20 protein-coding genes are annotated in these 26,413 nt (G+C 68.8%); 8 read left to right on the forward strand and 12 right to left on the reverse strand.

Going from position 1 to position 26,413, the window contains the following annotated elements:
* Positions 1 to 188 precede the first annotated feature (188 nt).
* The 6 genes from EDF51_RS10505 to nrdH form a co-directional block, all read right to left on the reverse strand.
* Positions 189 to 626, reverse strand: a complete 438-nt coding sequence (locus tag EDF51_RS10505) for a hypothetical protein (RefSeq protein WP_134194807.1) — start codon at positions 624 to 626, stop codon at positions 189 to 191.
* Positions 623 to 5,803 (reverse strand): DUF6531 domain-containing protein, encoded by a 5,181-nt coding sequence (locus tag EDF51_RS10510; RefSeq protein WP_134194809.1) that lies wholly within the window; start codon positions 5,801 to 5,803, stop codon positions 623 to 625. Before EDF51_RS10510 ends, EDF51_RS10505 begins: the two co-directional genes overlap by 4 nt.
* 460 nt (positions 5,804 to 6,263) lie before the next feature.
* On the reverse strand, positions 6,264 to 7,265 hold the full coding sequence (nrdF, locus tag EDF51_RS10515) for a class 1b ribonucleoside-diphosphate reductase subunit beta (RefSeq protein ID WP_111086559.1): 1,002 nt from the start codon (positions 7,263 to 7,265) through the stop codon (positions 6,264 to 6,266).
* Between the two features lie 94 nt (positions 7,266 to 7,359).
* Positions 7,360 to 9,465, reverse strand: coding sequence for a class 1b ribonucleoside-diphosphate reductase subunit alpha (gene nrdE / locus EDF51_RS10520; protein ID WP_134194811.1), 2,106 nt, complete (start codon positions 9,463 to 9,465; stop codon positions 7,360 to 7,362).
* 17 nt (positions 9,466 to 9,482) lie between these two features.
* The gene (gene nrdI / locus EDF51_RS10525) at positions 9,483 to 9,899 is read right to left on the reverse strand and encodes a class Ib ribonucleoside-diphosphate reductase assembly flavoprotein NrdI (protein ID WP_071291227.1); all 417 of its coding nucleotides are present in this window, start codon (positions 9,897 to 9,899) and stop codon (positions 9,483 to 9,485) included.
* 110 nt (positions 9,900 to 10,009) lie between these two features.
* Positions 10,010 to 10,243, reverse strand: coding sequence for a glutaredoxin-like protein NrdH (gene nrdH, locus EDF51_RS10530; protein WP_017886897.1), 234 nt, complete (start codon positions 10,241 to 10,243; stop codon positions 10,010 to 10,012).
* Positions 10,244 to 10,597: 354 nt separating this feature from the next.
* Between nrdH and EDF51_RS10535 the strand changes: the two genes are divergently transcribed.
* From EDF51_RS10535 to EDF51_RS10545, 3 genes are all read left to right on the forward strand, one after another.
* A complete protein-coding gene (locus EDF51_RS10535; RefSeq protein ID WP_123294955.1) occupies positions 10,598 to 11,803 on the forward strand; it encodes an MFS transporter in 1,206 nt (401 codons plus the stop codon).
* Positions 11,804 to 11,996: 193 nt separating this feature from the next.
* Entirely contained in the window at positions 11,997 to 12,815 is an 819-nt protein-coding gene (locus tag EDF51_RS10540) for an aldo/keto reductase (protein WP_134194813.1), read from the forward strand.
* Between the two features lie 68 nt (positions 12,816 to 12,883).
* Positions 12,884 to 13,456, forward strand: a complete 573-nt coding sequence (locus EDF51_RS10545) for a hypothetical protein (RefSeq protein ID WP_134194815.1) — start codon at positions 12,884 to 12,886, stop codon at positions 13,454 to 13,456.
* On the opposite strand, the gene EDF51_RS10550 is transcribed toward EDF51_RS10545, so the two are convergent.
* Positions 13,453 to 13,704, reverse strand: a complete 252-nt coding sequence (locus tag EDF51_RS10550) for a hypothetical protein (protein WP_111086565.1) — start codon at positions 13,702 to 13,704, stop codon at positions 13,453 to 13,455. The genes EDF51_RS10545 and EDF51_RS10550 overlap by 4 nt on opposite strands.
* An 85-nt stretch (positions 13,705 to 13,789) precedes the next feature.
* On the opposite strand from EDF51_RS10550, the gene EDF51_RS10555 reads away from it, so the two are divergent.
* The 3 genes from EDF51_RS10555 to EDF51_RS10565 all read left to right on the forward strand — a co-directional run bounded on the left by EDF51_RS10555 (position 13,790) and on the right by EDF51_RS10565 (position 16,369).
* The gene (locus EDF51_RS10555; protein ID WP_134194817.1) at positions 13,790 to 14,653 is read left to right on the forward strand and encodes a hypothetical protein; all 864 of its coding nucleotides are present in this window, start codon (positions 13,790 to 13,792) and stop codon (positions 14,651 to 14,653) included.
* A 70-nt stretch (positions 14,654 to 14,723) separates the two neighbouring features.
* A complete protein-coding gene (locus tag EDF51_RS10560) occupies positions 14,724 to 15,245 on the forward strand; it encodes a ribonuclease H (RefSeq protein ID WP_111086567.1) in 522 nt (173 codons plus the stop codon).
* Between the two features lie 86 nt (positions 15,246 to 15,331).
* The gene (locus EDF51_RS10565; protein WP_134194819.1) at positions 15,332 to 16,369 is read left to right on the forward strand and encodes an NAD-dependent epimerase/dehydratase family protein; all 1,038 of its coding nucleotides are present in this window, start codon (positions 15,332 to 15,334) and stop codon (positions 16,367 to 16,369) included.
* 175 nt (positions 16,370 to 16,544) lie between these two features.
* On the opposite strand, the gene EDF51_RS10570 is transcribed toward EDF51_RS10565, so the two are convergent.
* Positions 16,545 to 17,057: a GNAT family N-acetyltransferase gene (locus EDF51_RS10570; RefSeq protein WP_166673527.1), complete on the reverse strand. Its 513-nt coding sequence runs from the start codon at positions 17,055 to 17,057 to the stop codon at positions 16,545 to 16,547.
* Positions 17,057 to 19,660, reverse strand: a complete 2,604-nt coding sequence (locus EDF51_RS10575; protein ID WP_134194823.1) for a DEAD/DEAH box helicase — start codon at positions 19,658 to 19,660, stop codon at positions 17,057 to 17,059. The genes EDF51_RS10570 and EDF51_RS10575 overlap by 1 nt, the downstream gene beginning before the upstream one ends.
* An 87-nt stretch (positions 19,661 to 19,747) precedes the next feature.
* On the opposite strand from EDF51_RS10575, the gene EDF51_RS10580 reads away from it, so the two are divergent.
* Positions 19,748 to 20,764, forward strand: a complete 1,017-nt coding sequence (locus EDF51_RS10580; protein ID WP_134194825.1) for an LLM class flavin-dependent oxidoreductase — start codon at positions 19,748 to 19,750, stop codon at positions 20,762 to 20,764.
* A gap of 447 nt (positions 20,765 to 21,211) precedes the next feature.
* On the opposite strand, the gene EDF51_RS10585 is transcribed toward EDF51_RS10580, so the two are convergent.
* Both EDF51_RS10585 and EDF51_RS10590 read right to left on the reverse strand, forming a co-directional pair.
* The gene (locus EDF51_RS10585) at positions 21,212 to 23,671 is read right to left on the reverse strand and encodes a glycoside hydrolase family 3 C-terminal domain-containing protein (protein ID WP_243837117.1); all 2,460 of its coding nucleotides are present in this window, start codon (positions 23,669 to 23,671) and stop codon (positions 21,212 to 21,214) included.
* A 48-nt stretch (positions 23,672 to 23,719) separates the two neighbouring features.
* The gene (locus EDF51_RS10590; RefSeq protein ID WP_243648859.1) at positions 23,720 to 24,988 is read right to left on the reverse strand and encodes an MFS transporter; all 1,269 of its coding nucleotides are present in this window, start codon (positions 24,986 to 24,988) and stop codon (positions 23,720 to 23,722) included.
* 131 nt (positions 24,989 to 25,119) lie between these two features.
* On the opposite strand from EDF51_RS10590, the gene EDF51_RS10595 reads away from it, so the two are divergent.
* The gene (locus EDF51_RS10595) at positions 25,120 to 25,710 is read left to right on the forward strand and encodes a TetR/AcrR family transcriptional regulator (RefSeq protein WP_123341243.1); all 591 of its coding nucleotides are present in this window, start codon (positions 25,120 to 25,122) and stop codon (positions 25,708 to 25,710) included.
* Between the two features lie 169 nt (positions 25,711 to 25,879).
* On the opposite strand, the gene EDF51_RS10600 is transcribed toward EDF51_RS10595, so the two are convergent.
* Positions 25,880 to 26,311 (reverse strand): hypothetical protein, encoded by a 432-nt coding sequence (locus tag EDF51_RS10600; protein WP_131881715.1) that lies wholly within the window; start codon positions 26,309 to 26,311, stop codon positions 25,880 to 25,882.
* Positions 26,312 to 26,413 lie beyond the last annotated feature (102 nt).

The following is a 26,413-nucleotide window of genomic DNA, read 5'->3' on the forward strand; positions in this document are numbered from 1 at the left end:
TGCCGGCGCCGCCCGAGGCGCATCCGGTCGTCGCGAGCTCCACGGCCGCGAGCATGGTCACGACGGCGCCGCGCAGACGTGTGCGAGTCAGGACGGTCATGGCCCCATTTTCCCGTCTGCGACGATCTGCGCGAGCGAGTCGAGTGCTTCGGGACAGTGACCGGACGGGCTGCGTGAGAGGCTTCCGGTCAGTCCGATGACGAACGGACGAAGAGGTAGTCGGGACGCGGCACATCGAGTGATCCGACGTAGAAACCGAGTCCGCCGTTGGTCGAGTAACCCTGGCGCACGAAGCGGTCATCGAAGTAGAACCGAATGCCGGTCGAGTCCCCGTCGGCCACCTTCCAGCGTCCGGAGAAGCTCGCCGAGTCCCCGCCGCCCGCGCAGCCCGGAGGGCTCGTCGCAGCGTTCCTGGTCCGGCACGCGAGGTCGATCGGGATGTTGCGCGCCGTGAACGTTCGATCCGCCGACACGGTGAACTCCGCCGCTCCGTCGCCGTCCGCACCCTCGAGCACCCAAGTGCCGGCGTAGTCCTGCGGCTCGGGCTGTGCCGTGACGGCGCAACCGGTCAACAACATCGCCAGCACCGCGATCGAGGTCGCGACGCCCACCAGGTGTCTAGTCACAACTTCACCTTCTCCGTCCACGTGAACCGCTCCGTCACCCGCGAGAACGGACCGTGGTCTCCAGCGGCTCGGTTCAACGCGTCGTAGTCGAGCCCGGGAATCCGCAGGGCGGAGCCGAGCGTGGTCTCGTTCGTCGCCGTGTACTCGACCACGGTGGTTCCGTCGTCGCCCTTCGACACGACCTTCGCGTCAACGTCGTACGTCCCGAGGGCCAAGAGCGTGCGATCCCGTTCAGACGCCACCGGCCAGGTGACAACCGTGCGGATGTCCCGGAGGAGGTTCTGGTTCGTCAACGACGCGGGTCCCGCCTGGTAGCCGTACCCGGTCGCGACGCCCGTGTCCTTCAGATCGTCGAGGATGTCCCTGCGCTGGTCACCCGGCAGCTCGTTCCTCACGACCTGCGTCATCTTGCTGTCCGATCCGTAGAGCAACGTCCGAGGTGACGTGCCCGTCGCCCACCCGAAGAGCATCTCACCCTGCCCACTCGTCAGGACGGTCCCGGCGTAGAAGTCCGCTGCCATGCCGACAGGGATACCGACCAGCGGGAGCGGACTGAGCGCGCCGAGGACGACGCCTGGGCCCGGCATGCGTGGGTCGAGGAGCGACATGCCGAGCAGCCATGACAAGGCGTGCGAGGCGTGCAGGTCCCCGTCCATCGAGAAGGCGCCGTTGTTCGACAAGTGGTACGAGATCCCGAGCAAGCCCTGTCGGCCGGCTCCGTACGCCGCGAGTTCCGCGTCCGTGATCGGTCGGAGTCCGGTCGGGTCGGTCTGGTTGACCGGGTCGTTGCCAGAGAAGGCGTACGGGTTGTCGGCCCAGGCCGCACCCGCCACCGGGGGCAGGGGATCTGGGGACAGGAACGACCGTACCGACGGATCGTACGCTCGTGCTCCGCTCAGCTCGAGTCCACCGACCAGGACGGTGCCGGTCGGACTGACCTCGATGCCGTCCGGGAGGCGCGGTGACGTCGCGACGTCGGTCGAGAACCACGGGTCGTGTAGCTGCGCGGAGCGAGAACGACGCCACCCCGAGGTGATCCAGCTCCCGTCGACGCCGAGCATCCCGGGCGCGGTGACGATCGGAACGTCACCGATCGCCAGCAGGGTGGGCACGGGTGCCGTCGGATCCCAGCAAAGCGTCGTGCCGTTGACCTCGGCGAGTTCACCGAGAGCGTTGACCCACAGGTCGGAGCGCTTCACGCCCACCCCGTCTGCACGCACGACTGTGCGGAGCTGACCGAGCTCGTCCCACACGTACGTGGTGGTGCCGTCGTCGGTTGCGGCGAGGACACGCCTGCCTGAGCTGTCGTACTCGAACCGGACGACCGCGGTCCCGTCGCCTCGGCTTTCGGTTTGCAGGAGCGCTCCGGTGGCGTCGTGCAGGTACGAGGTGTTCACGAATGCGTCTCGCTCCTCGACCATCCGGCCGGAGCGATCGTAGGTCCAGGTCGACGCGGTCGTCCCGGTCGCGGCAACCAACTGCGACGCCTCGTCGTACTCGTACGTCACGGTCATCCCGTCCGGATCGCGCACGGCAGCGACGCGCCCTCGGCTGTCGCGCTCGAGCGTGGTCTTCCGCCCGTCTGACACATGCCCGACGACGAAGCCATCGCGGTACTGCCACGACTGACCCACGGACCCGGCGACGACCTCGGTCAGCCGGCCGTCACCGTCGTACCGGAACGAGGCGTCGGGGAAGTCGGGCCGCCTCATGCCGGTCAGGATGCCTGCACGACCACGGTCGTACTCGGTCCTGACGCCGTCCGGCGTGGTTATCGCGCGCTGGTTGCCAGCGGCGTCGTACTCCCATCCGGTCGTCATGCTCCGCCCGGCACGAGTCGTCGTGCGCCGGAGTAGTTCGTGCCGGGCGCCGTACTCCAGCCGGTGCTCGGTCTGCTCGCCGTCGGGGTGAGTCCTGTCGGTGATCGTGATCGATCGGCCGGACTCGTCCCGCGCGACTGCCGCAACGAGTCGGCCGTCCTGACGGACCTCGGTCAGCCGCCCTGCTGGGTCGTGGGTCCACGTGGTCGTGTGGCCATCGGGATTCGTGCGGGCCGTCGGTCGGCCGGCTGCGTCCCGAGTCCACGTCACGGCGCGGCTCATCGGGTCGGTCGTCGACGCCATGTCACCGAGCCCGGTCCAGGTGTTCAGCGTGCGCCCGCCGGAGGGCCCGACCATCTGCGTGACCCGCCCGAGGACGTCCCGGTGGAAGGTCGTGGAGTGCCCGAGCGCGTCGTCGACCGCGACCGCCTGCCCGGCAATGTCCCGGGTGATCGTCCGGCGACCGTTCGGTGAGTCGTCGACAGTGACCAGACGCCCGGCAGGGTCGTGACCGTACCGCGTCGTCCCGATGCCGGGCACTCGTTCCGCAACCAGCCGTGAACAGGCGTCGTATTCGAACGTGGTGACGGCACCCGAGGGCTCGATGCGTTCCACAATCCGCGAGTCCGCATCGTATCCGAGCATCGTCCTGCCATCGTCTGCATCGGTCCACGCCGAGAGCCGACCGCAGACATCGTACTCGATGGTCGTACGGTCACCGAGCGGAGACGTACCGGCGACTACGCGGCCCGCGAGGTCGAGGTCCAAGAACGGTACTGCCGCAGGACGATCTGTCTGCTCGACGACAGAGCGGACGCCTGCGGGATCGATCCGTGCCGTCGGGCGCCCGACGGCGTCATACTCCCGGAGCCATCGCCCACCTGCCGGATCCGTCACCTCGCGCAGTCGCGAGAGCGCGTCGTGGAGCATCTTCCAGTGAGTACCGTCCGGCAGGAGGATCTCGTGCAGGTTGCCCAGATTGTCGTACCGAACGTCGCTCGCCCGTCCGAGCGGATCCGTGGCGCGCGTGACGCTGCCCCCGGTTCCGTACTCGTATGTTGTCTGCCCGCCCACCGGATCGGCGACCGAGATGACACGACCCCCCGCGTCGCGTTCGAACGTCCACACGGAACCGTCTGGGGCTTCACAGGACGTCACGAGGCCGGCGGCGTCACGTTCGAAGCGCGTCCGGTGTCCCAGGGGAGTGGTGGTCGTGATCACTTGACCAACGTGGTCCCGCGTGTACAGGGTCGTCCCGCCCAGCGCGTCCGTGACAGCGACGAGGTCACCCGAAACGTCGTACTCGTACATCAGCACGACGCCCTCAGGGTCCTCGACGCGGACGAGCAGGTCATCGACCCAGTTCATCGTGAAGCGAGCGCCTCGTTCGTCGACGACGAGCGAGGGGTACGTCGCCGAGGGGTCGGCGTACGTGAACGAGACGCTTCGACCGTCGCGCTCGATGCGATGCACGCGGTCGTGATCGTCGTGGGCGACGACCGTGTCGGTCCCGTCCGCTGCGACGGTGCGGGTGAGGCGCCCGCGGTCGTCGTACTCGTGCACCGCGACTGATCCGTCACGAGCGGTCGAGGCCACGAGGTTCCCGTGCTCGTCGTGGCTCAACGACTGTCGTCGACCATCCGCGTCGGTGATTGCGACCACGCGACCGTGGCGATCGGATGTCCACGTGTTCGACTGTGTGCCGTCCTCATCGGCGACGGACGTGACCCGTCCGGGAAGGTACGCGAACCGGATCGTGCGGCCTTGCGGAGTCGTCTGCAGGAGCACACGACCGTGCTGGTCGTAGATGTTCGCACACTCGACGACGCCGTCCGCCGCCGTCACCCGCTCGATGCGACCGCCGTCCTCCCATGTGTACGTCCGCGTTCCGCCGGGACCCGTCACCGACCTGAGTGCACCGTCGTCGGCGTAGTCGTACGTGACCGTGCGTCCGTCGGAGGAGCGCGCCGAACGGACCAGCCCGTCGCGGTGAAGGAAGTCGATGAACCGCCCGCGTCGGTGCTGGAGCCGCACGAGCCTGTCGTCGCCGTCCCGCACGGCCTTGGTGGTCGCCGCGGTCCCGGTACCGGCGGCGATCCACACCCCTCGGGATGTGAACGACCACCAGGAGCCGGCGTTGTCACGGACGACGAGGACCACCTCACGGTCAACCGTCGAACCCGCCGTCGGGTCGGGTTCTGGTGCCAGCCACAGGTTCTCTCCGACGGCACGAACCGCGATGTCGCCCCGGGTCGGGAAAGTGCTCCGTCGGCCGTCATCGTGCACCAACTCAACATGGTCGGCGAGGACCTCGAGGCGCTTGTCGAGGACTGAGGACCACCCGCGACCGAAAGAACCAGCGACGAGGTCGAACGAGTTGTACAACCGCGTGAGCTCGAAGCCCTCAGCGCCTCCGGCGAAGGAGAGGTCACGCTCCAGCTCGACGAAGTTGCCGGTCGCCGTGTTCACGGGGTCGGCTGCGAAGCCACTGGTGGGGACCGCGCCGAGCAACGACGGGGCGCCGAAGTCGAGGTCGGTCCGCGTCCTGCCCACCCCCGCCGCCAGTAGCGCGGCCAGGAGCGAAGTGTCGTTCAGCGAGACGACGTCTCCGCTCGCCCCGGCTGCTTCGAAGGCAGCTGCGATCGTGTTCGCCCAGTCCACGTCGCCTTCATTTGCGGTCGACCAGGCCCGGAAGCCCGCGAGGAGCGTCGACAGGTCAACTCGGCCGAAGTCGCACCCCTGGGTGAAGGCCGCCAGGGCAGCCGCGATCCGCCCCGGGAGCGCCTGCAGGCTGCCGTTCAGTGAGGCGGATCCGGAGGCGAACGCCCGGAGGCGGTCTGGTCGCGCGGACGAGACACTTCCCCCGGTTCCCGGACCGGCACCCGGCGTCGGCGTGCTCCTGGTACGCGCCGTGTAGCTCGTACTCGGGAAGGCCGGAACGTCGACCTTGCCACTGCTCGGCGGGGGTTCTTCACCGAAAATCTGGTCCCAAGTACTGTCGACGAGGTCAGTCCGGCGGGCCATCACGCGGTCGCGCCAGGCCCGGGCCTCGCGCCGGCGGGTGTTCTCCGCCCGCGCGGCATCGCTGAGCGCACGGATGCCGCTCGCGACCTCGCCGAGCTTCGTGGTGAGCTCGCGCGCGTCCTCCTGGGCGATCTGCGCGTTCGACCGGAAGGTCTCCGCGAAACCGCCTGCGAAGTCGGTGCCGGCCAGCGTGACGAGCGCCGCGCGCGACGGCGATTGGAGCTCCACCGTAGTCTTCGCCAGGTCGCACTGTCGTGCGAGGTCGTCGGCCGCGGAGAAGTCGTACGTCAGGTCCGGCAGTGCGTACGCGGTCAGGTCTGTCGTTCCAGTCACCGTTGTGTCCCCCCATGGAAAGCGGTGTTGTCTCAGTCGAACCTAACGCAGGCTCGTCGCCCGTGTCGCTGGTCCCCCACGGAGCCAGCCCGAGCGAGCGAGCGAGCGGACCAAGCATCTCTCTGGCCTGCTACCGCACACACGAATCGGCCCGCTCCGACATCGAATCACCAGGACAGGGCCTGCTCCGCCCAGGCGCATCAGATCTGCGGGCGCAGTCAACGTCGCCTGCGGGCGGGCCCCGGATGACAGCGCCGTCCAATCGCCCCGAGGGGAACTCGGACTCGACCGAGGGTGCATTCGATGGACGACCAGAACGCACGGCCCAAGGAGGTCGCCGCCCTCGTCGAGTCCGCGCCGACCACCGCCACCCGCTGACCGGACACGTCAGTGCGGTCCGGCGAACGACGACGCCCCGCCGGCAGAAGCCAGCGGGGCGTCCCCACGAGTCAGAGCGAGATCAGAAGTCCCAGTCCTCGTCCTCGGTCTTCTCCGCCTTGCCGATGACGTACGACGACCCCGACCCCGAGAAGAAGTCGTGGTTCTCGTCCGCGTTCGGCGACAGGGCCGACAGGATCGCCGGGTTCACGTCCGTCGTCTCCTTGGGGAACATCGGCTCGTAGCCCAGGTTCATCAGCGCCTTGTTGGCGTTGTAGTGCAGGAACTTCTTGACGTCCTCGGTCAGCCCGACCTGGTCGTAGAGGTCCTGCGTGTACTGCACCTCGTTCTCGTAGAGCTCGAACAGCAGGTTGAACGTGTAGTCCTTGATCTCCTGCTTGCGCTCTTCGGAAGCGCCCTCGAGGCCCTTCTGGAACTTGTACCCGATGTAGTACCCATGGACGGCTTCGTCGCGGATGATCAGGCGGATCAGGTCGGCCGTGTTGGTGAGCTTGGCGCGCGAGGACCAGTACATCGGCAGGTAGAAGCCGGAGTAGAACAGGAACGACTCGAGCAGCGTCGAGGCGACCTTGCGCTTCAGGGGGTCGTCACCGGTGTAGTAGTCGAGGACGATCTGGGCCTTCTTCTGCAGGTTCACGTTCTCGGTGGACCAGCGGAAGGCGTCGTCGATCTCGGGCGTCGAGGCCAGCGTCGAGAAGATCGACGAGTAGCTCTTCGCGTGCACCGACTCCATGAACGCGATGTTCGTGTAGACGGCTTCTTCGTGCGGGGTGATCGCGTCGGGGATCAGGCTGATCGCGCCGACGGTGCCCTGGATGGTGTCGAGCAGCGTCAGGCCGGTGAAGACCCGCATCGTGAGCTGCTGCTCCGCCGGCGTCAGCGTGTTCCACGACTGCACGTCGTTCGACAGCGGCACCTTCTCGGGCAGCCAGAAGTTGTTGACCAGCCGGTTCCAGACCTCGACGTCCTTGTCGTCCTGGATGCGGTTCCAGTTGATGGCACTGACCGAACTGATCAGCGGGATGGACTTGCCCGTGGCGTGGACCGGGTCGGTGAGGGTCATGGGATTGTCTTCCGGATTCGAGATGGTGATCTGATGACGGACTGGAGGCGCGGGGCGGGGCCCGCCCCGCGCCTCCAGGAAGAGAGCAGCAGCTCTACAGCATGCAGCTGACGCAGCCCTCGACCTCGGTGCCCTCGAGGGCGAGCTGGCGCAGACGGATGTAGTAGATCGTCTTGATGCCCTTGCGCCATGCGTAGATCTGGGCCTTGTTGATGTCACGCGTGGTGGCGGTGTCCTTGAAGAACAGCGTCAGGGACAGGCCCTGGTCCACGTGCTGCGTCGCCGCGGCGTACGTGTCGATGATCTTCTCGGCACCGATCTCGTACGCGTCCTGGTAGTAGTCCAGGTTGTCGTTCGTCATGAACGGCGCCGGGTAGTAGACGCGGCCGAGCTTGCCTTCCTTGCGGATCTCGATCTTCGACGCGATCGGGTGGATCGACGACGTCGAGTGGTTGATGTACGAGATCGAACCGGTCGGCGGGACTGCCTGCAGGTTCTGGTTGTAGATGCCGTGCTCCTGGACCGAGGCCTTCAGTGCGGCCCAGTCCTCCTGCGTCGGGATCGTGATGTTCGCGTTGTCGAACAGCGAGGCGACACGAGCGGTCGCGGGGGTCCACGCCTGGTCGGTGTACTTGTCGAAGAACTCACCCGACGCGTACTTCGAGTCGCGGAACCCGTCGAAGGTCTCGCCGGTCTCGATGGCGATGTTGTTCGAGGCGCGCAGGGCGTGGAACAGCACCGTGTAGAAGTAGATGTTCGTGAAGTCGATGCCCTCTTCGGAGCCGTAGTAGACGCGCTCACGAGCGAGGTAGCCGTGCAGGTTCATCTGGCCGAGGCCGATGGCGTGCGACTTGTCGTTGCCGTCCTCGACGGAACGCACCGAGGTGATGTGCGACATCTGCGAGACCGAGGTCAGGCCGCGGATGGCCGTCTCGATGGTCTTGCCGAAGTCGGGCGAGTCCATCGTCAGCGCGATGTTCAGCGAGCCGAGGTTGCAGGAGATGTCCTTGCCGATCTCCTTGTAGGACAGGTCCTCGTTGAAGGTCGTCGGGGTGTTGACCTGCAGGATCTCGGAGCACAGGTTGGACATGTTGATCCGACCCTTGATCGGGTTGGCCTTGTTCACCGTGTCCTCGAACACGATGTACGGGTAGCCGGACTCGAACTGGATCTCGGCGATGGTCGTGAAGAAGTCACGCGCCTTGATCTTCGTCTTCTTGATGCGCGAGTCGTCGACCATCGCGCGGTAGTTCTCGGAGATCGGGACGTCGCCGAAGGGGACGCCGTAGACCTTCTCGACGTCGTACGGCGAGAACAGGTACATGTCCTCGTTGTTCTTCGCGAGCTCGAACGTGATGTCCGGCACGACGACGCCGAGGGACAGCGTCTTGATGCGGATCTTCTCGTCGGCGTTCTCGCGCTTGGTGTCGAGGAACTTCATGATGTCCGGGTGGTGGGCGCTGAGGTAGACCGCACCGGCACCCTGACGCGCACCGAGCTGGTTCGCGTAGGAGAAGGAGTCTTCCAGCAGCTTCATCACGGGGATGATGCCCGAGGACTGGTTCTCGATCTGCTTGATCGGGGCGCCGGCCTCACGGATGTTGGAGAGCAGCAGGGCCACGCCGCCGCCGCGCTTCGAGAGCTGCAGCGACGAGTTGATCCCGCGCGAGATCGACTCCATGTTGTCTTCGATGCGCAGCAGGAAGCAGGAGACGAGTTCGCCGCGCTGGGCCTTCGCCGTGTTGAGGAACGTCGGGGTGGCGGGCTGGAAGCGGCCGGCGACGATCTCTTCGACCAGGTCGATGGCGAGCTGCTCGTTGCCCTGCGCCAGGCCGAGGGCGGTCATGACGACGCGGTCCTCGAAGCGCTCGAGGTAGCGCTTGCCGTCGAACGTCTTGAGCGTGTAGCTCGTGTAGTACTTGAACGCGCCGAGGAACGTCTGGAACCGGAACTTCTTCGAGTACGCCAGGTCGTTGAGTCGCTGGATGAAGTCCAGCGAGTACATGTCGATCGTCGCTTTTTCGTAGTACTCGTTCTCGACCAGGTAGTCGAGCCGCTCCTTCAGGTTGTGGAAGAAGACGGTGTTCTGGTTGACGTGCTGCAGGAAGAACTGCTTGGCGGCCTCACGATCCTTGTCGAACTGGATGTTGCCGTCCGCGTCGTAGAGGTTGAGCATCGCGTTGAGGGAGTGGTAGTCCATCCCCGTCTGCGGCGACGTCAGATCGACGTCTGCAACTGCTGCGTCCAAAATGCATCCAATCCTGAGTTGACCGCCGACACGTCGTCAGGGGTCCCGAAGAGTTCGAATCTGTAGAGAAGGGGGACGTTGCACTTCCGCGCGATGACGTCCCCTGCCAGGCCGTAGGCCTCGCCGAAGTTCGTGTTGCCGCCGACGACCACACCGCGGATGAGCGAGCGGTTGTGCGCGTCGTTGAGGAACTTGATGACCTGCTTGGGGACCGCACCCTCGCCGTTGCCGCCACCGTAGGTGGGCAGGAACAGGACGTAGGGCTCGTCCACGTGGAGGAAGGGTTCGCTCGGGTAGAGCGGGATCCGGTCCGCGTCGCGGCCGAGCTTCTCGACGAAGCGCGCGGTGTACCCGGACACGCTCGAGAAGTAGACCAATCGGCTCATGGTGCGCTCCTGTGGTGAAGGTGCGGAACAGGCGGACCGGAGGGTGTCCTGTGGGCGGTTATCCGGGCCTCCTGAACGGAACCGGGGACCGTCCACAGGACGGGAGACGACTACGCCAGTTCGGCGCTGAGCGTCGCGATCTTGTCGGGGCGGAAGCCTGACCAGTGGTCGTCGTCCGTGACGACGACGGGGGCCTGCATGTAGCCCAGGCTCTTGACGTGTTCGAGGGCTGCCTCGTCGGTGGAGACGTCGTGCACTTCGTACTCGATGCCCTTGTTGTCGAGGGCCCGGTACGTCGCTGTGCACTGGACGCAGGACGGCTTGGTGTAGACGGTGACGGCCATGTTCTCCCCTGGTTTCTACTGATTTCTCACGTGCTGTGGAGGTGGTGCTGATGTCTGTCCGCAGTCGTGTCCGGGAGGGGCCGCTGCGATGTCTCCACACTACATCTAGTGGCTAGCCGCGGGACCGACCACAAGAGGGAGTGTTACAGCCATGTAGTTCTCCACAACGCCGTCCACAGTCTGTGGATTCCCGGGAGGCCCGAGTTTCCGCCAGTCTGCGGCCGACCACCGACACTTGCCCACACCGGTGGACAGCCACGATCCACATGTGTGGAATCAGCGCGTCGGCGTGTCGCGGCGGCACCTCCCCCGGACGGGTGACACCCCGATCCGTCCGGTCCGTACACTCGTCTCGTGAGCACGTACGGCCCCCTCCTGAAGACCCCCGGCGTGGGTCGTGTCATCGCTGCACAGCTCACCGCGCGCTTCCCGTTCGGGATGCTCTCGCTGGCCTACCTGCTGCACGTCGAGCACGTCTTCCACTCCTACGGCGCCGCCGGTCTGGTGCTCGCGACGACGAGTGTCGGGCAGGCGCTGGCGGGCCCGCTCACCAGCCGTTGGATGGGCAGCTGGGGCATGCGCCCCGTCCTCATCCTGACGAGCATCGTCGCGCTCGTGAGCATGGGCGTCATCGGCTTCGTGCTCATGCCGCTCTGGGGCTACGTGGTGGTCGGGTTCCTCGGCGGCCTCGCGGTCCCGCCCGTGCAGCCGGCGGTGCGCACCATCTACCCCAAGATGGTGACCTCGTCGCAGCTCACCCCCTTGTTCTCGCTCGATGCCAGCGCCCAAGAACTGATCTGGGTCGCCGGCCCGGTCATCACCACCTTCGTCGCGACCCAGGTCGGCACGGTCGAGGCGATCGTCGTCGCCATGGTCTTCCTGGTGGTCGGCGGCATCTGGTTCATCGCCTCACCCGAGCTCGGCCGCGTCCGCATCCCCCGCTCGAAGCGCGCGTTCGGCGTGGTGCTGAAACGACCGTCGGTCGTCGTCGCCACCCTGACCGGTCTGCTGCTCATCGGGGCGTGCGCCGCGGTCGAGGCCAGCGTCACCAGCGTCTTCGGCGAGGGCAGCCCGAACGCCGGCATCGTCCTGGCCGTCTTCGCGGTCGGGTCCCTGTTCGGCGGCCTGGCCTTCGGCCACCGTCCGATCTCCCCCAACACCCTGTGGACGCGCATGGCGATCGTCTTCGTCGGTCTCGCGCTCGCCCTGGGCGGCACGAACTTCTGGTGGCTCTGCCTCGCCCTCGTGATCGCGGGCATCGGCATCGCGCCGGCACTCGCGGTGATGTTCGGCTCGGTCTCCGCCACCGTCAAGTTCTCCGACACCGCCGAGGCCTACGGCTGGATGGGCACCGGTCAGCTCATCGGTGCCGCCGGCGGGTCCGCGGTCGCCGGCTTCCTGATCGACAGCAGTGGCCCGGTGGGCGGCTTCACGGTCGGTGCGGTCATGGCCGGGGTGGGCGTCGTCGTCGCGCTCGGGGCCAAGCGCTGGCTGCCCGACCTGCGCGGCCGTGACGCCAGCCCCATCCCCGACACCGAGCCGGTGGTCCTGCCGACCTGAGCGGGGGCGCGGGCTTTCGGCGTACCTGGTCGAATCGGGCGTACCTGGTCGGAAGTTCTGACCAGGTACGCCCGATTGCGTTTGCGATCGCGGCCGGTATGGGAAGGAACGTGCCTCCCACGAGCGGGTCGCGTTCTCCACAGATGGCCGGGAGGCCCGGTGCGCGCCCGCCACGCACCGGCAGGATGGGTGCATGGTCAGTTCACTTCCCCTGCGTGACGGCGCCGCGATCCCCGCGATCGGGTTCGGCGTCTACAAGGTCGACGACACCGAGGCCGAGACGGCGGTCGGTCTCGCGCTCGACGCCGGCTACCGGCACGTCGACACGGCCGAGATGTACGGCAACGAGACCGGCGTTGGCAAGGCGGTCCGGGCCTCCGGGCTCGACCGTGACGACGTCTTCGTGACGACCAAGGTGTGGAACGACCACCAGGGGCGTGACGCGACCCTGCGAGCGTTCGACGGCAGCCTCGAGCGGCTGGGGCTCGACGCGGTCGACCTCTACCTGATCCACTGGCCGGCCGCGGCGAACGACCGGTACGTCGACACCTGGCGCGCGCTCGTCGAACTGCGAGACTCCGGCCGAGCGCGGAGCATCGGGGTCTCGAACTTCCAGGTGCCGCACCTGCAGCGGCTCGTCGACGAGACGGGCGAGGTCCCGGCGCTCAACCAGGTCGAGCGGCACCCGTGGCTCCCGCAGCGCGAGCTCATGGAGTTCCACCGGCAGCACGACATCGTCACCGGAGCGTGGTCACCACTCGGTCGCGGTCGGCTGATCGACGAACCGGTCCTCACGGGCATCGCGGACGCCCACGGGGTGAGCGTCGCGCAGGTCCTCGTGCGGTGGAACGTGCAGCAGGGGGTCGTGGTGCTGCCGAAGTCGGTGACGCCGTCGCGGATCCGGTCGAACCTCGATGTCGACGGCTTCGTGCTCAGCGACGACGAGCTCGCGGCGATCGCCACGCTCGAGTCCGGGCAGCGGACGGGCTCGCACCCCGACTCGGTGTCGTGACGGTAAGGCCCTCGTGACGGTAGCGCCGTCGTGACGCGGAGCGTGTGTGACGGCGTAGGTTCTTCGGGGTGAACGATCCTCAGCAGACCGCCCGTGAGCACCTCGGTCCCGATGAGCACCTCTACTGGGCCGGCACGAGCGACCCGGCGAAGCTCTTCACGGGGCGGGACGGCTTCCTCGTCCCGTTCTCGCTGTTCTGGACCGGCTTCGTCTCGTTTGCAGTGGCCGACGTCGTGCGGAACGGGTACCTCGGCGTGGGCGCGATCATCCCGATCGTCTTGTCGCTGGTCGGCCTGCATCTCGTGTTCGGGCGTTTCTTCGTGAAGGCCCACCGCAAACGCACGACCGTGTACGCCGTCACCGACCGCCGCGCGCTGATCATCAGGCCGAACACCACCCGCGAGGTCCCGGTGGGACGCACCGATCGCACCATCACCTGGACCGGCGGCCGACGACACTGTTCGGTGGAGTGGAACACCGGCGATCCGAGCGGAGTGGCGGCGTTCTTCGCCGGCGGAGCGACCGCCAAGATCTACGCGAACACCGGACTCGACGGGTTGTTCGGACCGCAGGTGTTCGCGTTCTGGGACGTCCGCGACGGCGAGGAGCTCGTCCGCGAACTCGACCGCGTGGCGCGCTAGCCCCGACGGTCTTCTTCCGACTGCCACGGCAGGTGCAGATCGCCCGGTGCGGGTTCCACGTCGCCGGCGTCGTCCGCGCCTCCCGTTCCCGGTGCGGCGGTGATCTTGGACGTGTCGATGCCGTCCGCTTCGAGTTCGGCGTCGCTGCGCTGGTTCGTCTGCGACGCCTCGGTCTCCCGCTCGCTCGACGGGCTGTACGCAGTGTCGGTCGAGTCGGGATCCGGCGTCTCCGGGATGCTGTCGCTCATGACCCGGACGGTAGTCCGTGTGCCCCGAGTACCAGTTCGGTCACGGCGGTCAATCGGGCCGGACCCCGGCGGTACGCTCCCTGCCGTGGGGGAGATCGAACGACGACGACGAACACGAGCGCGGACCGCGGCGAGCGCAGTAGCCGGCACCGCACTGGTGGGGTTGCTGCTCACGGGCTGCACGGCATTCGGCGGGGACGACCCCTTGCCGAAGCCGACCAGACAAGCTGCCGAGCGGACGGCGGAGCCGATCCCCGAACCGACGCTCATGACCGAACAGATCGGCGGCGACCCGGACGAGGTCGAGCAGGTCCTGCCCACCGGCACGGTCGCGGCGGAGACCGACGTCACCTCTCCGAGCGGTGACACGAGCATCCACGTGCGCATCGTGGCGAACGACGAGGGTACGTTCACCGCGCAGCTGTCCGGCTACCGCACGACCAACCCGCAGCAGATGAGCCTGCAGTTCCGGCACCGGACCGCCAGCCCGCTCGATGGCGGTGACGCCTCGGCGCGGGACACGACCGAGTGGACCGCCGCCTCCGGGCCGCCGAAGACCGTGGTCATGAACGACGCCGGTGCACGACCGGACTACTTGCGCAGCGTCGTCCTCGTCCCTGCCTCGGTGCCGGACGAAGATCCCGCGAAGCGTCCGTGGGTCGGATCGGTGCTCGCCGCCGGCGCCCCGGAGTGGAAGATCCCGAACCCGTACCCGGACCTGCGCATCACCGTGGGCAAGGACCGACCAGGGGCGTACGGCATCGTCACGGACGCCGACGGACGACCGGCCGACTACCTGGTGGCGCACGGCGACGAGCTGACCACGGTCGCGCAGCGGTTCGGCATCACGCCGGCCGAGGTGCAGTGGCTCAACCCGTACATGGAGACCCGCGCCGACGACTGGTTGCTCGAGGGCAGCACGCTGAACTTCGACCCTGCGCGCCGCTGACCTCGGCGCGGACGGCACTCGACCGTCCGTTACGCTCGACGGGCACCAGCCCCGACCAGGAGGTCCCCTCGTGACGATCGTCGCCGCAGCAGACGGCTCAGCCCTCGGCAACCCCGGCCCCGCTGGCTGGGCCTGGTACGTCGACGACGACCGCTGGGCCGCCGGTGGTTGGCCCCGGGCAACGAACAACATCGGCGAACTCACGGCCGTCCTGCAGTTGCTCCGCGCGACGAAGGACACCGGCGAGCCGCTGCACATCCTGTGCGACAGCCAATACGCCATCAAGGCCTGCACCGAGTGGCTCGCTGGGTGGAAGCGGAAGAACTGGCGCAAGGCTGACGGCAAGCCGGTCATGAACGTCGAGATCATCAAGGAGCTCGACGCCGAGCTGCAGGGCCGCAAGGTCACGTTCGAGTGGGTCCGCGGGCACGTCGGCCACGAGATGAACGAGGCCGCCGACGTCCGCGCCCGTGGTGCGGCCACCGCCTACCAGAACCACACCGACGTGCCGCACGGTCCGGGCTGGCCCGGCGTCGAGGTCACCGAGCCGTCCGCACTGCCCGAGGCGACCCCGCCGGCCACGCTCTTCTGACCGACGAGCTCGGTCAGCCTGGGTCTCGGAGACCCAGGAACACCGAGGCACTGGTCCGCATCCGACCTCGAGACGATGCTGGGCGCATGGAGAACACCGAACACGTCCTGGTCACCGGCGGCTCCGGCTTCATCGCTGGCCACCTGATCCTGCAGTTGCTCGACGCCGGGCACCGCGTCCGCACCACGATCCGGTCCCTCGACCGTGAACCCGCGGTCCGTGCGGTCCTCGCCGAGGCCGGCCTGACCGCCGACGACCGGCTGGAGTTCGTCGCCGCCGACCTGACGTCCGATGACGGATGGGCTCAGGCGGTCGCGGACATCGACGTCGTGCACCACGTCGCCTCGCCGGTGATGCCCGGCCACGTCGAGGACGAGGACTCCGTGATCCGTCCGGCGGTGGAGGGGACGCTGCGGGTGCTGCGCGCCGCACACGCGGCCGGAGTCGATCGCGTCGTGCTGACCTCGGCCTTCCACGCGGTCAGCTGGGGCCACCCGCACTCCGACCACGTGTTCACCGAGGCCGACTGGACGGTGCTCGACGGGCCCGGGGTCGATGCCTACGGCACGAGCAAGACCCTTGCCGAACGCGCCGCCTGGGACTTCGTCGCGTCCGAGCCCGGTGCGCCGGAGCTCGTCACGACGATGCCGGTCGCGGTGATGGGTCCGGCGGTGGGGCACGCGGTGTCCGGTGCGAACCACATCCTGCAGGCCATGCTCTCCGGCGCGATGCCCGCGACACCGCGACTGTTCATCCCCATCGTCGACGTGCGTGACGTCGCCGCGGCGCACGTCACCGCGACGACCGCCCCGGATGCAGCGGGCAAGCGGTTCCTCTTGTCGAACGGCCCGGCGCTCGAGATGGCCGAGATCGCCGCCACCCTGCGCGAGCACCTCGGTGACGACGCCCGGGCAGTCCCGACGCAGACGCTGCCCGACGACGTCGTACGGACCGCGGCCGAGACCCAGCCGCAGTTCCGTGCGATGGTGCCCGACCTCGGCTACGCCAAGCGCACCTCGAACGAGAGAGCCCGCACCGTGCTCGGCTGGACGCCTCGTGATCCGCACGAGGCGATCGTGGCTGCGGCCCGGAGCCTGGTGGCAAAGGGCCTGGTCCACCCCTGACGACGTCGACCGTAGGATCGTGTGCACCGACGAGGAGGCAAGATGACCACGACCGAATCTGACCAGCGAATGCTGGACGCACAGGGGCGACAGGCTGCAGCCGTCGAGCGGGTCATCGCGCGAAGTGCTGACGGAGAAGCAGGCCGATCGAGTAGTTGACGGCTCCGGCCGAGGATCAGACCGCCCGCTCCCACAGCGCCACCGTGCTCTCGAGCCCGTCGTACCGGTACGGCTTCTGCTCCCCCGTCGGTGCGTACCCGAGCGCCCGCCAGAACGGCTCGGCACCGGCCGCGTTCGTCGCCACGATCCCCAGTCGTAGTCGGTCGGCGCGGGCGTCAGCTGCCAGGGACACGACGGCCTCGTGCAGGACTCGTCCGAGGCCGGAACCCTGCCGATCGCCACGGACGACGAGCAGTCCGATGTAGGCCGTGGTCGGTGCTGGGTAGCCGAGCAGCACGTCCGCGAACGCGACGAGCGAGTCACCGTCCCACAGCCCGATCCCGTGCTTGCCCGCCGGGTCGAAGCCGTCCGGCACCGACACGAGTGCGCTCAACCCGTCGGACGGCCCCGGCGGGTACCCGGTGATCCGCTCGGCGTAGTCCGGCACGGTCTCGAGCAGCCCCTGCAACGCGTCGACGTCGTCAGCGCCGAGCGCGCGCACGACGAACGGACCAGCACCGCCCGGCATCAGTCCACGTCCACGTCGGTCCACCCGTCGAACCGTCCGATCTCGGTGACCCGGACGACGGCCTCGCCGGCTTCGTCCGAGGCGTCGAGGTCGATCGTCGCCGAGAACCCGAAGTCCTTGTCGCCCGACGGGTCCGCGAAGATCTGCCGTGCACGCCACACGCGCGACGCACCCGCAGCCGCCGTCGCCCCGGCACCCGTCGCCCCCGTCTGGTCGAGCACCAGGTAGGACATCGACCGGGCGTCGGCGTCGGTGCGGATCTCGTCGTGCGACTCGTAGTACTCCTCGAGCACCGCGTCCCACGCGTCCCCGTCGAACCCGGCAGCCGCGTCGAGCGCGCCGAGGCCGTCGACGTCGTCGCGCGCGGCGAGCAGCACCCGCTGGAACAGCGCGTTCCGCACGAGCACCGTGAAGGCGCGCACGTTGCCGGTGAGCCGTGCGGGCTGCGGCGGCGCGATCTCCTGCTCCTCGGCCAGTGCGAGCAGGACGTCACCGTTGAGCAGCGCCTCCCACTCGTCGACGAGCGAGGAGTCGGTCTGCCGGACGACCTCGCCGAGCCACTCGATCAGGTCGTCGAGCTCCGGGTTCCGCTGCTCCTCGGTGATGGTCTGCCGCATGGTCCGGTAGGCGTCGGACAGGTACCGGAGCACGAGCCCCTCGGACCGGGTGAGCTGGTAGAACCGCACGAAGTCGCCGAAGGTCATCGCGCGCTCGTACATGTCACGGACGACGGCCTTGGGCGAGAGCTGGAAGTCGAGGACCCAGGGCTGTTCCGCCGCGTACGTCTCGTACGCCGCCTCCAACAGCTCGGACAGCGGGCGAGGCCAGGTGACTTCCTCGAGCAGCTCCATCCGCTCCTCGTACTCGATGCCCTCGCGCTTCATGCGGGCGACCTCTTCGCCGCGCTCCTTGAACTGCTGCTGCGACAGGATCGCTCGCGGGTCGTCCAGTGTCGCCTCGACGATCGAGACCATGTCCAGGGCGTACGTCGGCGAAGCAGGATCGAGCAGCTCGAACGCGGCGAGCGCGAACGGCGACAGGGGCTGGTTGAGGGCGAAGTTCGACTGCAGGTCGACGGTGAGCCGGTAGGAGACCGGAGGCCCCGGCACCCGCTCGATGACCTGCGCGTTGATGAGCGTCCGGGCGATGACGAGCGCACGCCGGGCCATCGCGAGCTGGCGGGCGCGCGGTTCGTGGTTGTCGAACACCAGCGAGCGCACCTCGTCGAACGCCGAACCACCGCGGGCCACCACCGACAGCACCATCGCGTGGGTGATGCGCATCCGCGACACCATGGGTTCCGGTTCGGCACCGATGAGCCGGTCGAACGAGGCCTGCCCCCAGGACACGAACCCCTCCGGTGCCTTCTTCCGCTTGATCTTGCTCTTCTTCTTCTGGTCGTCGCCAGCCTTGGCGACGGCGCGGGCGTTCTCGATGTCGTGCTCGGGGGCCTCGGCGACGACGTCACCCTCGGTGTCGTACCCGGCACGTCCGGCACGGCCGGCGATCTGGTGGAACTCGCGCGCGGACAGCTGCCGCATCTTGGTGCCGTCGAACTTCGTCAGCCCGGTGAACAGCACGGAACGGATCGGCACGTTGATGCCGACGCCCAGGGTGTCGGTGCCGCAGATGACGGGCAGCAGTCCGCGCTGTGCGAGCTGCTCGACGAGCCGTCGGTACTTGGGCAGCATTCCGGCGTGGTGCACGCCGATGCCGGCGCGGATCAGGCGCGAGAGGGTCTGTCCGAAGCCGGCGCTGAAGCGGAAGCCCGCGATCGCCTCCGCGATCTGGTCTCGACGCGCCCGATCAGCGACCTTCGCCGACATGAGCGACTGCGCCCGCTCGAGCGCCGCGGCCTGCGCGAAGTGCACGATGTAGATCGGTGCCTTGCCCTCCTCCAGCAGCCGTTCGACGGTCTCCTGCACGGGCGTCATCACGTACTCGTACTCGAGCGGCACCGGTCGGCTGACCCCGGTCACGCGCGCGGTGGGTCGGCCGGTGCGTCGGGACAGGTCGTCGGCGATGGTCGTGACGTCGCCGAGGGTGGCGGACATCAGCAGGAACTGCGCGCGTTCGAGCACGAGCAGCGGCACCTGCCAGGCCCAGCCGCGGTCGGGGTCGCCGTAGAAGTGGAACTCGTCCATCACCACGACGTCGACGTCGGCGTCGGGTCCTTCGCGGAGGGCGAGGTTCGCCAGGATCTCGGCGGTGCAGCAGACGATGGGGGCGTCGCCGTTCACGCTGGAGTCGCCGGTGACCATGCCGACGTTCTGCGCGCCGAACAGCTCGACGAGCTGGAAGAACTTCTCGGAGACGAGCGCCTTGATCGGTGCCGTGTAGTAGCTCCGCTTGCCCTCGGCGAGCGCGGCGAAGTGCGCGCCGGCCGCGACGAGCGACTTGCCGGTGCCGGTCGGGGTGCTCAGCACGACGTTCGCGCCGGAGACGAGCTCGATGACCGCTTCGTCCTGTGCCGGGTACAGCGGCCGGCCGCCCTCCTCGGCCCAGGCCGCGAAGGCCTCGTAGACCTCGTCGGCGTCGACGACGCCGTCCACCGCCGCCGGGATCGCGGCGACGAGCGGGGGCACGGTGGTGACGTCGGTCATGGCCCCATCCTCCCAGGCTGCGGTGACGAGGTGGTCGGTACGGACGACCGGGAGGCCCGGCTCCATACGCGCGCATAGACTCGCGTCATGCACGAACTCGGCTTCCTCACCTTCGTCCCGAACCACGGCGGCACTGCGGGTGCGGCGAGCGCCCTGCAGGACGGTCTGCGGCTGTTCGAGACGGCCGAGACCCTCGGCTACGGCACGGGCTGGGTCCGCGGTCGCCACTTCGAGCCCTTCCTGACGAGCCCGATGACGTTCTTCGCCGCCGCAGCCCAGCGCACGAGCACCATCGCGTTCGGCACCGCGGTGCTCGGCATGCGCTACGAGGACCCGGTGCGCCTCGCCGAGGACGCCAGCACGGTCGACCTGCTGAGCGGTGGGCGCGTGCAGCTCGGCATCAGCACGGGCATCGCCGGGTACGGGCCGATCCTCGACCCGGTGTTCGGCTCCGTCGACCGCTCGTTCCGCGACGAGGCCGAGGCCCGGGCCGCCCGACTGCTCGAGGTGCTCGACGGCGACGCACTCGGCAGCGCCGGCTCTGGCTACGAGAGCATCCCGGCCGGTGCGGACCTGACCCTGCAGCCGCTCAGCCCCGGCCTGCGCGACCGCGTGTGGTGGGGCGGCGGCAGCATGGGCACCGCGGTGCGCACGGCCGAGAAGGGGCTGCTCCTGCACTGCTCGACCCTGAACACCGAGGACACCGGTGCACCCTTCGCCCAGGCGCAGGCCGACCAGATCGCGGCGTACCGGGAGCGGTTCACTGAGCTGCACGGCGGCACCGGCCGCACGGCGAAGGTCGCGGTGGGCCGCATCGTCGTGCCGTTGCTCGACGACCACGACCGCGCGGTCCACGAGGAGTTCCTGACCGGGTACGCCTCGGGCATGGACGACGAGGGCCGACCGCTCTCCGGTCCGCCGTTCCGGTTCAGCAAGGTCCTGTCCGGCGAGCCGGCCGCCATCGTCGACGCCCTGCTCACCGACCCCGCCGTCACCGCGACGGACGAGCTCGTGATCACCCTGCCCGCGAACGGGGACGTGGCCGCCCACGAGCGGATCCTGCGCATCGTCGCCGAGGAGATCGCGCCGGCACTGCGGGCCTGAGAACGGATCAGGACATCCGGCGGGGCTCAGATCGAGTCGGTGAGGCTCGAGAGCCCTGCCGGATGACCATCTCGTCCCTGATCCGCACGGGATGGTGGGACCATCGTTCCACCTACCGAGCGGTTTGTCACACTGAGGTGTGCCCTCAGGACGAGAAAGTTGACCATCCGTCACCCGTTTTGCCCGGATTGCACGAAGTCCGTCAACCGGTTGGCCGAAGCCGTTCCGGGCGGGAACCGTCGGAACGGACGAATGCGCCCCCGCGCGGACGCGGGGACGCATTCTGGACGCACCGGGGAAGCTGGGGCATCGTCAGCCGGATCAGGAGGCTGATTCGCACAACCAGCGACCCCGTAGTCGGTGCGTGCGCCGACGGTAACCAGCCGACTGGCGCACATCGATGTTACTCAACAGGCGTCGTCGGTGCGCGGAAACCGGACGAACTGGTCAGACCAGTTCGAGGGCCGCGGTCCCGGACTCGTCGGTGACCGAGGCTCCGACGTGCAGCGTGAAGGCGCCGGGCTCGTACTGCCAGGCTCCGTCCCAGTGCGCGAACGCCCGGGCCGGCACCTCGATCGAGACCTCGGTCGACTCCCCCGCGCCGAGGCGGACCGGGGCGAACCCGACGAGCCAGCGCACCGGACGGTCCACCGCCGAGGACTCCCGCGAGGCGTAGACCTGCACGACGTGCTTGCCGGCGCGCGGTCCGGTGTTCGCGACCGTCGCCGTGACGATGACCGCGTCGCCCTCGGACACGGTCGGCGTCGCGACGACGCCGTCGATGGTCCACGAGGTGTAGCCGAGGCCGTGCCCGAACGGGTACGCCGGCGTGGTGCCGGCACGGAGCCAGGCACGGTACCCGATGTGGACGCCCTCGTCGTACGACACCTTGCCGTCGACGGGGGTGACGTCCAGCACGGGCACGTCGGCCATCGCGACCGGCCAGGTGGTGGGCAGACGTCCGCCGGGCTCCTGCGCTCCGGTCAGCACGTCGGCGAGCGCGTTGCCGTACTCCTGCCCACCGAACCAGGTGAGCAGGACCGCGGCGACGTCGTTCCGCCACGGCATCTCCACGGGCGAGCCGGCGTTCACGACGACGACCGTGTTCGGGTTCGCCGCCACGACCGCACGCACCAGGTCGTCCTGGTGCCCGGGCAGCGCGAGCGACGAGCGGTCGTAGCCCTCGGACTCGACCTTCGAGTTCGTGCCGACGACCACCACGGCGACGTCAGCCGCGCGGGCAGCCTCGACTGCGGCATCGATGAGCACCGACGGGTCCTCGTCGGACGGCTCGGTGCCGAACTGGTACGCGAGCACGCCGCCGAGGGTCTCGTCCTGGATGACGTCGTACTCGATGCGGATCGCGACCTGCTGCCCGGAGGTCACGGACACGGGCACCGAGCGGGCCGGCGGGTTGAGGAACGCTGCGCCGAGCTGGTCGCCCTCGAAGGGCACGTCCTCGTCGAGCACGAGCTCCCCGTCGATCCACATCCGCGACCGGCCGGCCGCGCCGATGCCGATCCGCACGGCGCCGGTGGACGGCGCGGTGTAGGTCGTGGTGATGTCGAGCCGGTCAGCCTCACGCGTGGGGGCGTCGCCGCCGAACCAGAACAGTGCTGTGGCGCGGCGGTCCTCGACGTACAGTTCCTGGCCGTCCTTGACGAAGGCGACGCGGGCGCCGGGCTCGCCGGTGCCGGGGTTCGTGATGGTGGACAGCGGGAACTCGGCGATGCCCTCCTGTACGACGGCACCGATCGCGTAGTCCACCGTGGCACCCGGGAACGCCGAACGGATCCCGTCGAGCGGCGAGACCACCTGCGACGGCACGACCGTGGCCGAGCCGCCGCCCTGCGTGCGTGCCTGGTCGGCGTTGTGGCCGATGACGGCGATGCGCGAGACGGCGGGCGCGTCGAGCGGCAGCACGCCGGTGTTGCGGACGAGGACGGTGCCCTCGGCCTCGGCCTCGCGGACGAAGGCGACGCCGTCCTCGACGTGCACGGGCTGCGCCGCCACGGGCTCGAAGCCCTCGAGCGCGCCCACGCGGGCGGCGAGGGTGAGGATGCGGCGGACCTTGCGGTCGATCGCCTCGATCGGCACGTCACCGGACTGCACCGCGGCGAGCAGCGGACCCTCGCTCCACCACTTGTTCAGGCCCGGCATCGCGACGTCCTGCGACGCCTTCGCCGAGTCGACCGAGCGCACGCCGGTCCAGTCGGACACGACGATGCCGTCGAAGCCCCACTCCGAGCTCAGCGGCGTCTCGAGCAGGTCGTGCTCCGACGCGGTGACGCCGTTGATGGAGTTGTACGACGACATGATCGCCCAGGCGTGCGCCTCGGTCACGGCCTTCTCGAACGCGAGCAGGTACAGCTCGCGCAGGGCCCGGTCGGAGACCTCGGTCGACGCGGTGAAGCGGTCGGTCTCGTAGTCGTTCGCGATGTAGTGCTTCGGGGTCGCGGCCACGCCGTTCTCCTGCACACCGTCGACGTACGACGCAGCCAGGTCACCGGTCAGGACCGGGTCCTCGCTGAACGCCTCGAAGTGCCGGCCGCCGAGCGGCGAGCGGTGCAGGTTGATGGTCGGGCCGAGGACGACGTCGACGCCCTTGCGGCGTGCCTCGACGGCTGCTGCGGCGCCGTAGCGCTTCGCGATCGCGCGGTCCCAGGACGCCGACAGCGCGGTCGCCGAGGGCAGGTTCAGCGACGGGTCGCGTTCGTCCCAGACCTCACCACGGACGCCCGAGGGGCCGTCCGACATCAGGATCCGGCGCAGCCCGATCTTCTCGATGGGCCAGGTGGTCCAGAAGTCGCGCCCGGTCAGGAGCTGCACCTTCTCGTCGGTGGTCAGCTGGTCGACGAGCGCGTCGATGCGCTCGGCCGTACTGGAGGCAGTGGTCACGTCGTTCACGGTAGTCACGGTGGTCGGTCCTTTCGTTCAGAGCCTGGGGAAGTGTGGTCAGCGCACGCCGCGGATGCGGGACACCGAGACGATGCCGAGCAGTCCGACGACGGCACCGGTGATGAAGAAGCCGCTGTACCCGCCGGTCAGGGCGATGACGCCCGGGGCCGCCGCGGGCACGATCGACTGGGGCAGGGCCTGCGCGATGTTGACGACGCCGAGGTCCTTCGCGTTGTCCTCGTCGGACGGCAGCACGTCGGTGATGAGCGCCAGGTCGACGGCGTAGAAGACGCCCATGCCGGCACCCATCACGAACTCGCCGACCAGGACCATGCCGAGCGACGGCGCGAGCGCGATGATCACGAGCCCGACCACGCCGACGATGCCCGCGATCGCGACGAACAGCTTGCGGCGGCCGAGCTTGTCCGACAGCCAGCCGGCGATGAGCGAGGTGAGCACGATGCCGACGACGTTCCACAGCGTTCCCTGGAACACCGCGTTCGCGACGTGGTCGGGGTCCACGCCGATGTCGTCCCGCAGGAAGTACGTCAGGTAGCTCACCGCGGTGTACTGCGCGGCGACCATCAGGAACCGGGTGAGCCAGGCCCAGCCGAGGTCCGGGTGCTTCACGGGGTTGAAGACGAACGAGCCGAAGACCTGCCCGATGCCGAGCTTCGACGTCGGCCGGTGAGTGAGCACGCGGTCGCGGAACACGAGCGCGTAGAGCACGACGACGATCGACCCGATCGCGCCGGGGATGATCATCTGCGTCGCCGAGGTCGAGAAGAGCTGCACGAGGAACGTGCCGCCGACGAGCGCGAGGTTCTGGGAGAGCCCGAGCAGCGCCGCGACCCGGCCGCGCTGGGACCGCGTGACGTGGTCCGGCAGGACCGCGGTCATGGCGGCGATCGTGGCGTTGTAGGCGATCTGCGTGACGCCCCACGCGAGGACGAGCACGACGGTCGAGGTGGTCGTCGCGACGACCACGAGGCCAGCGAAGCCGACCACGGTGCCACCGATGATCCACGGACGACGCATGCCGAGCCTCCCGGCAGTCCGATCGCTGAAGCGACCGGCCAGGGGGTTGGCGACCATCGCGGCGAACGCGCCGACACCGAGCGCCAGGCCGAGCACACCCGCTTGGTTGTCCGGCGCGATCTCGGCGACCTTGAGCGCCATGGCGACCAGCACTGGCGGCAGCAGCGCGATGTACAGGCCGAGCATCGCGATCGGCATGCCGAGCGTGTACATGAGCGGGGCACCTCGGCCGCGCGTGGGCGCGACTGCGGTCGGGGTGTCGTTGACGGTCAGGGCGTCGTTGGCCACTGCAACCTCTTCTCGGGTACGCCACCTGCACCGGTGACTCGCACGCCTTCGTCGGCGGCTCCGCCCACGGTAACACCAAAACCAAGTACAGCTAGGTTTTCTGTGTGCACTCCGAGCGGTACAGTCCTGCCATGGCACGACGGGGTTCGTACGCGAAGGGCATCGCGAAGCGCGAGGAGATCCTCACGGTCGCGCTCGACCTCGTCGCCTCGCAGGGGTTCCGCCGCACCAGCATCAAGGACATCGCCGACGCCGTCGGGCTGACCCAGGCCGGCCTGCTGCACTACTTCGACTCCAAGGACGAGCTCTGGGTCGAGATCCTGCGACGACGCGACGAGCTCGACCTCGCCCACGACTGGCAGGCACCCGACCCCGCTGCACTGCTCGCCGCGATCGTCCGGCACAACGCCGAGGTCCCCGGCCTGGTGCAGATGTTCGTCAACCTCTCCGCCGCCGCTGCGACCGACCCCGAGCACCCCGCGCACGCGTACTTCCAGGAGCGCTACGAGCGCAGCCGTCGCGACTTGTCCGCCGACTTCCGCACCATGCAGCAGGACGGACGGCTCCGCGCCGACGTCGATGCCGAGGAACTGACGAGCGTGCTGCTCGCGGTGTCCGACGGCATGCAGATCCAGTGGCTGTTCGACCCGTCGCGGGACATGGCGCAGCACGTCGAGCTCGTCGCCCGGCTCGCGATCGCCCAGGTCGCCCCCACCGCCTGACGTTCCCCCGCCGACGCTCCCGCACGCGCCCCGCCGACGCTCCCGCGCGCGCCCCGCCGACGCTCCCGCGCGCGCCCCGCCGGAACCAGGTTCCGGACACAGCACCGCGCGATTCCGTGGTGTCGTGTCCGGAACCTGGTTCGCGCGGCGGAGCGGGGTCACGCGACGGTCAGGGCAACCGCACCGAGGCCAGCGCGTACGACGCGTCGGCCCACGCACGGACCTGCGCCTTCGACAGGGGCTCCTCCGGCGAGGTCGACCAATCCGAGATGTTACGCCCGCGCATCTCCTTCGCGAGGTGCCCAAGCACGTCTCGCTTCGACTCTGTCGCCAATGCCGCGCCGAACTGCTCCGCGCCGGGGACGTCGGCCAGCTCGGTCAGGTAGGCCTGGCAGAACCGGTCAGCCGCTTCTGCGCGCAGGTACGGACTGTCGAGCGTGGCGTACCAACGCCGGAAGAACTCGTCGTACGGCCCAGAGTCTCGCATGAAGCCGCCGGACGCGAACAGGAGTTCGCGAACCCGCCCCGGGGTGAGCCCGCGTGCTTGCTGCACGGCATCACCGATCTTGCCCGCGTCGACCAGGTCAGCGAGAGTGCTCACACTTGCAGCGTAGCCGGAACATCACATTCGGCGTTCCCCGCCGGACAGCGGGGTACGGACAGGGCCTGGTCGGGTCAGGCGGCGCCGGGCAGGATGGGGCGT

The sequence above is a fragment of the Curtobacterium sp. PhB25 genome, from assembly GCF_004365375.1.
Taxonomy (GTDB): Bacteria; Actinomycetota; Actinomycetes; order Actinomycetales; family Microbacteriaceae; genus Curtobacterium.

Bases quoted from the DNA above. Each gene is read 5' to 3' on its own strand.
- EDF51_RS10570 (WP_166673527.1), bottom strand. From the start codon at position 17,057: ATGCCGGGCGGTGCTGGTCCGTTCGTCGTGCGCGCGCTCGGCGCTGAC.
- nrdH (WP_017886897.1), bottom strand. From the start codon at position 10,243: ATGGCCGTCACCGTCTACACCAAGCCGTCCTGCGTCCAGTGCACAGCG.
- EDF51_RS10540 (WP_134194813.1), top strand. From the start codon at position 11,997: ATGGTCAGTTCACTTCCCCTGCGTGACGGCGCCGCGATCCCCGCGATC.
- nrdE (WP_134194811.1), bottom strand. From the start codon at position 9,465: ATGGACTACCACTCCCTCAACGCGATGCTCAACCTCTACGACGCGGAC.
- EDF51_RS10565 (WP_134194819.1), top strand. From the start codon at position 15,332: ATGGAGAACACCGAACACGTCCTGGTCACCGGCGGCTCCGGCTTCATC.
- nrdF (WP_111086559.1), bottom strand. From the start codon at position 7,265: ATGACCCTCACCGACCCGGTCCACGCCACGGGCAAGTCCATCCCGCTG.
- EDF51_RS10580 (WP_134194825.1), top strand. From the start codon at position 19,748: ATGCACGAACTCGGCTTCCTCACCTTCGTCCCGAACCACGGCGGCACT.
- EDF51_RS10575 (WP_134194823.1), bottom strand. From the start codon at position 19,660: ATGACCGACGTCACCACCGTGCCCCCGCTCGTCGCCGCGATCCCGGCG.
- EDF51_RS10595 (WP_123341243.1), top strand. From the start codon at position 25,120: ATGGCACGACGGGGTTCGTACGCGAAGGGCATCGCGAAGCGCGAGGAG.
- EDF51_RS10550 (WP_111086565.1), bottom strand. From the start codon at position 13,704: ATGAGCGACAGCATCCCGGAGACGCCGGATCCCGACTCGACCGACACT.
- nrdI (WP_071291227.1), bottom strand. From the start codon at position 9,899: ATGAGCCGATTGGTCTACTTCTCGAGCGTGTCCGGGTACACCGCGCGC.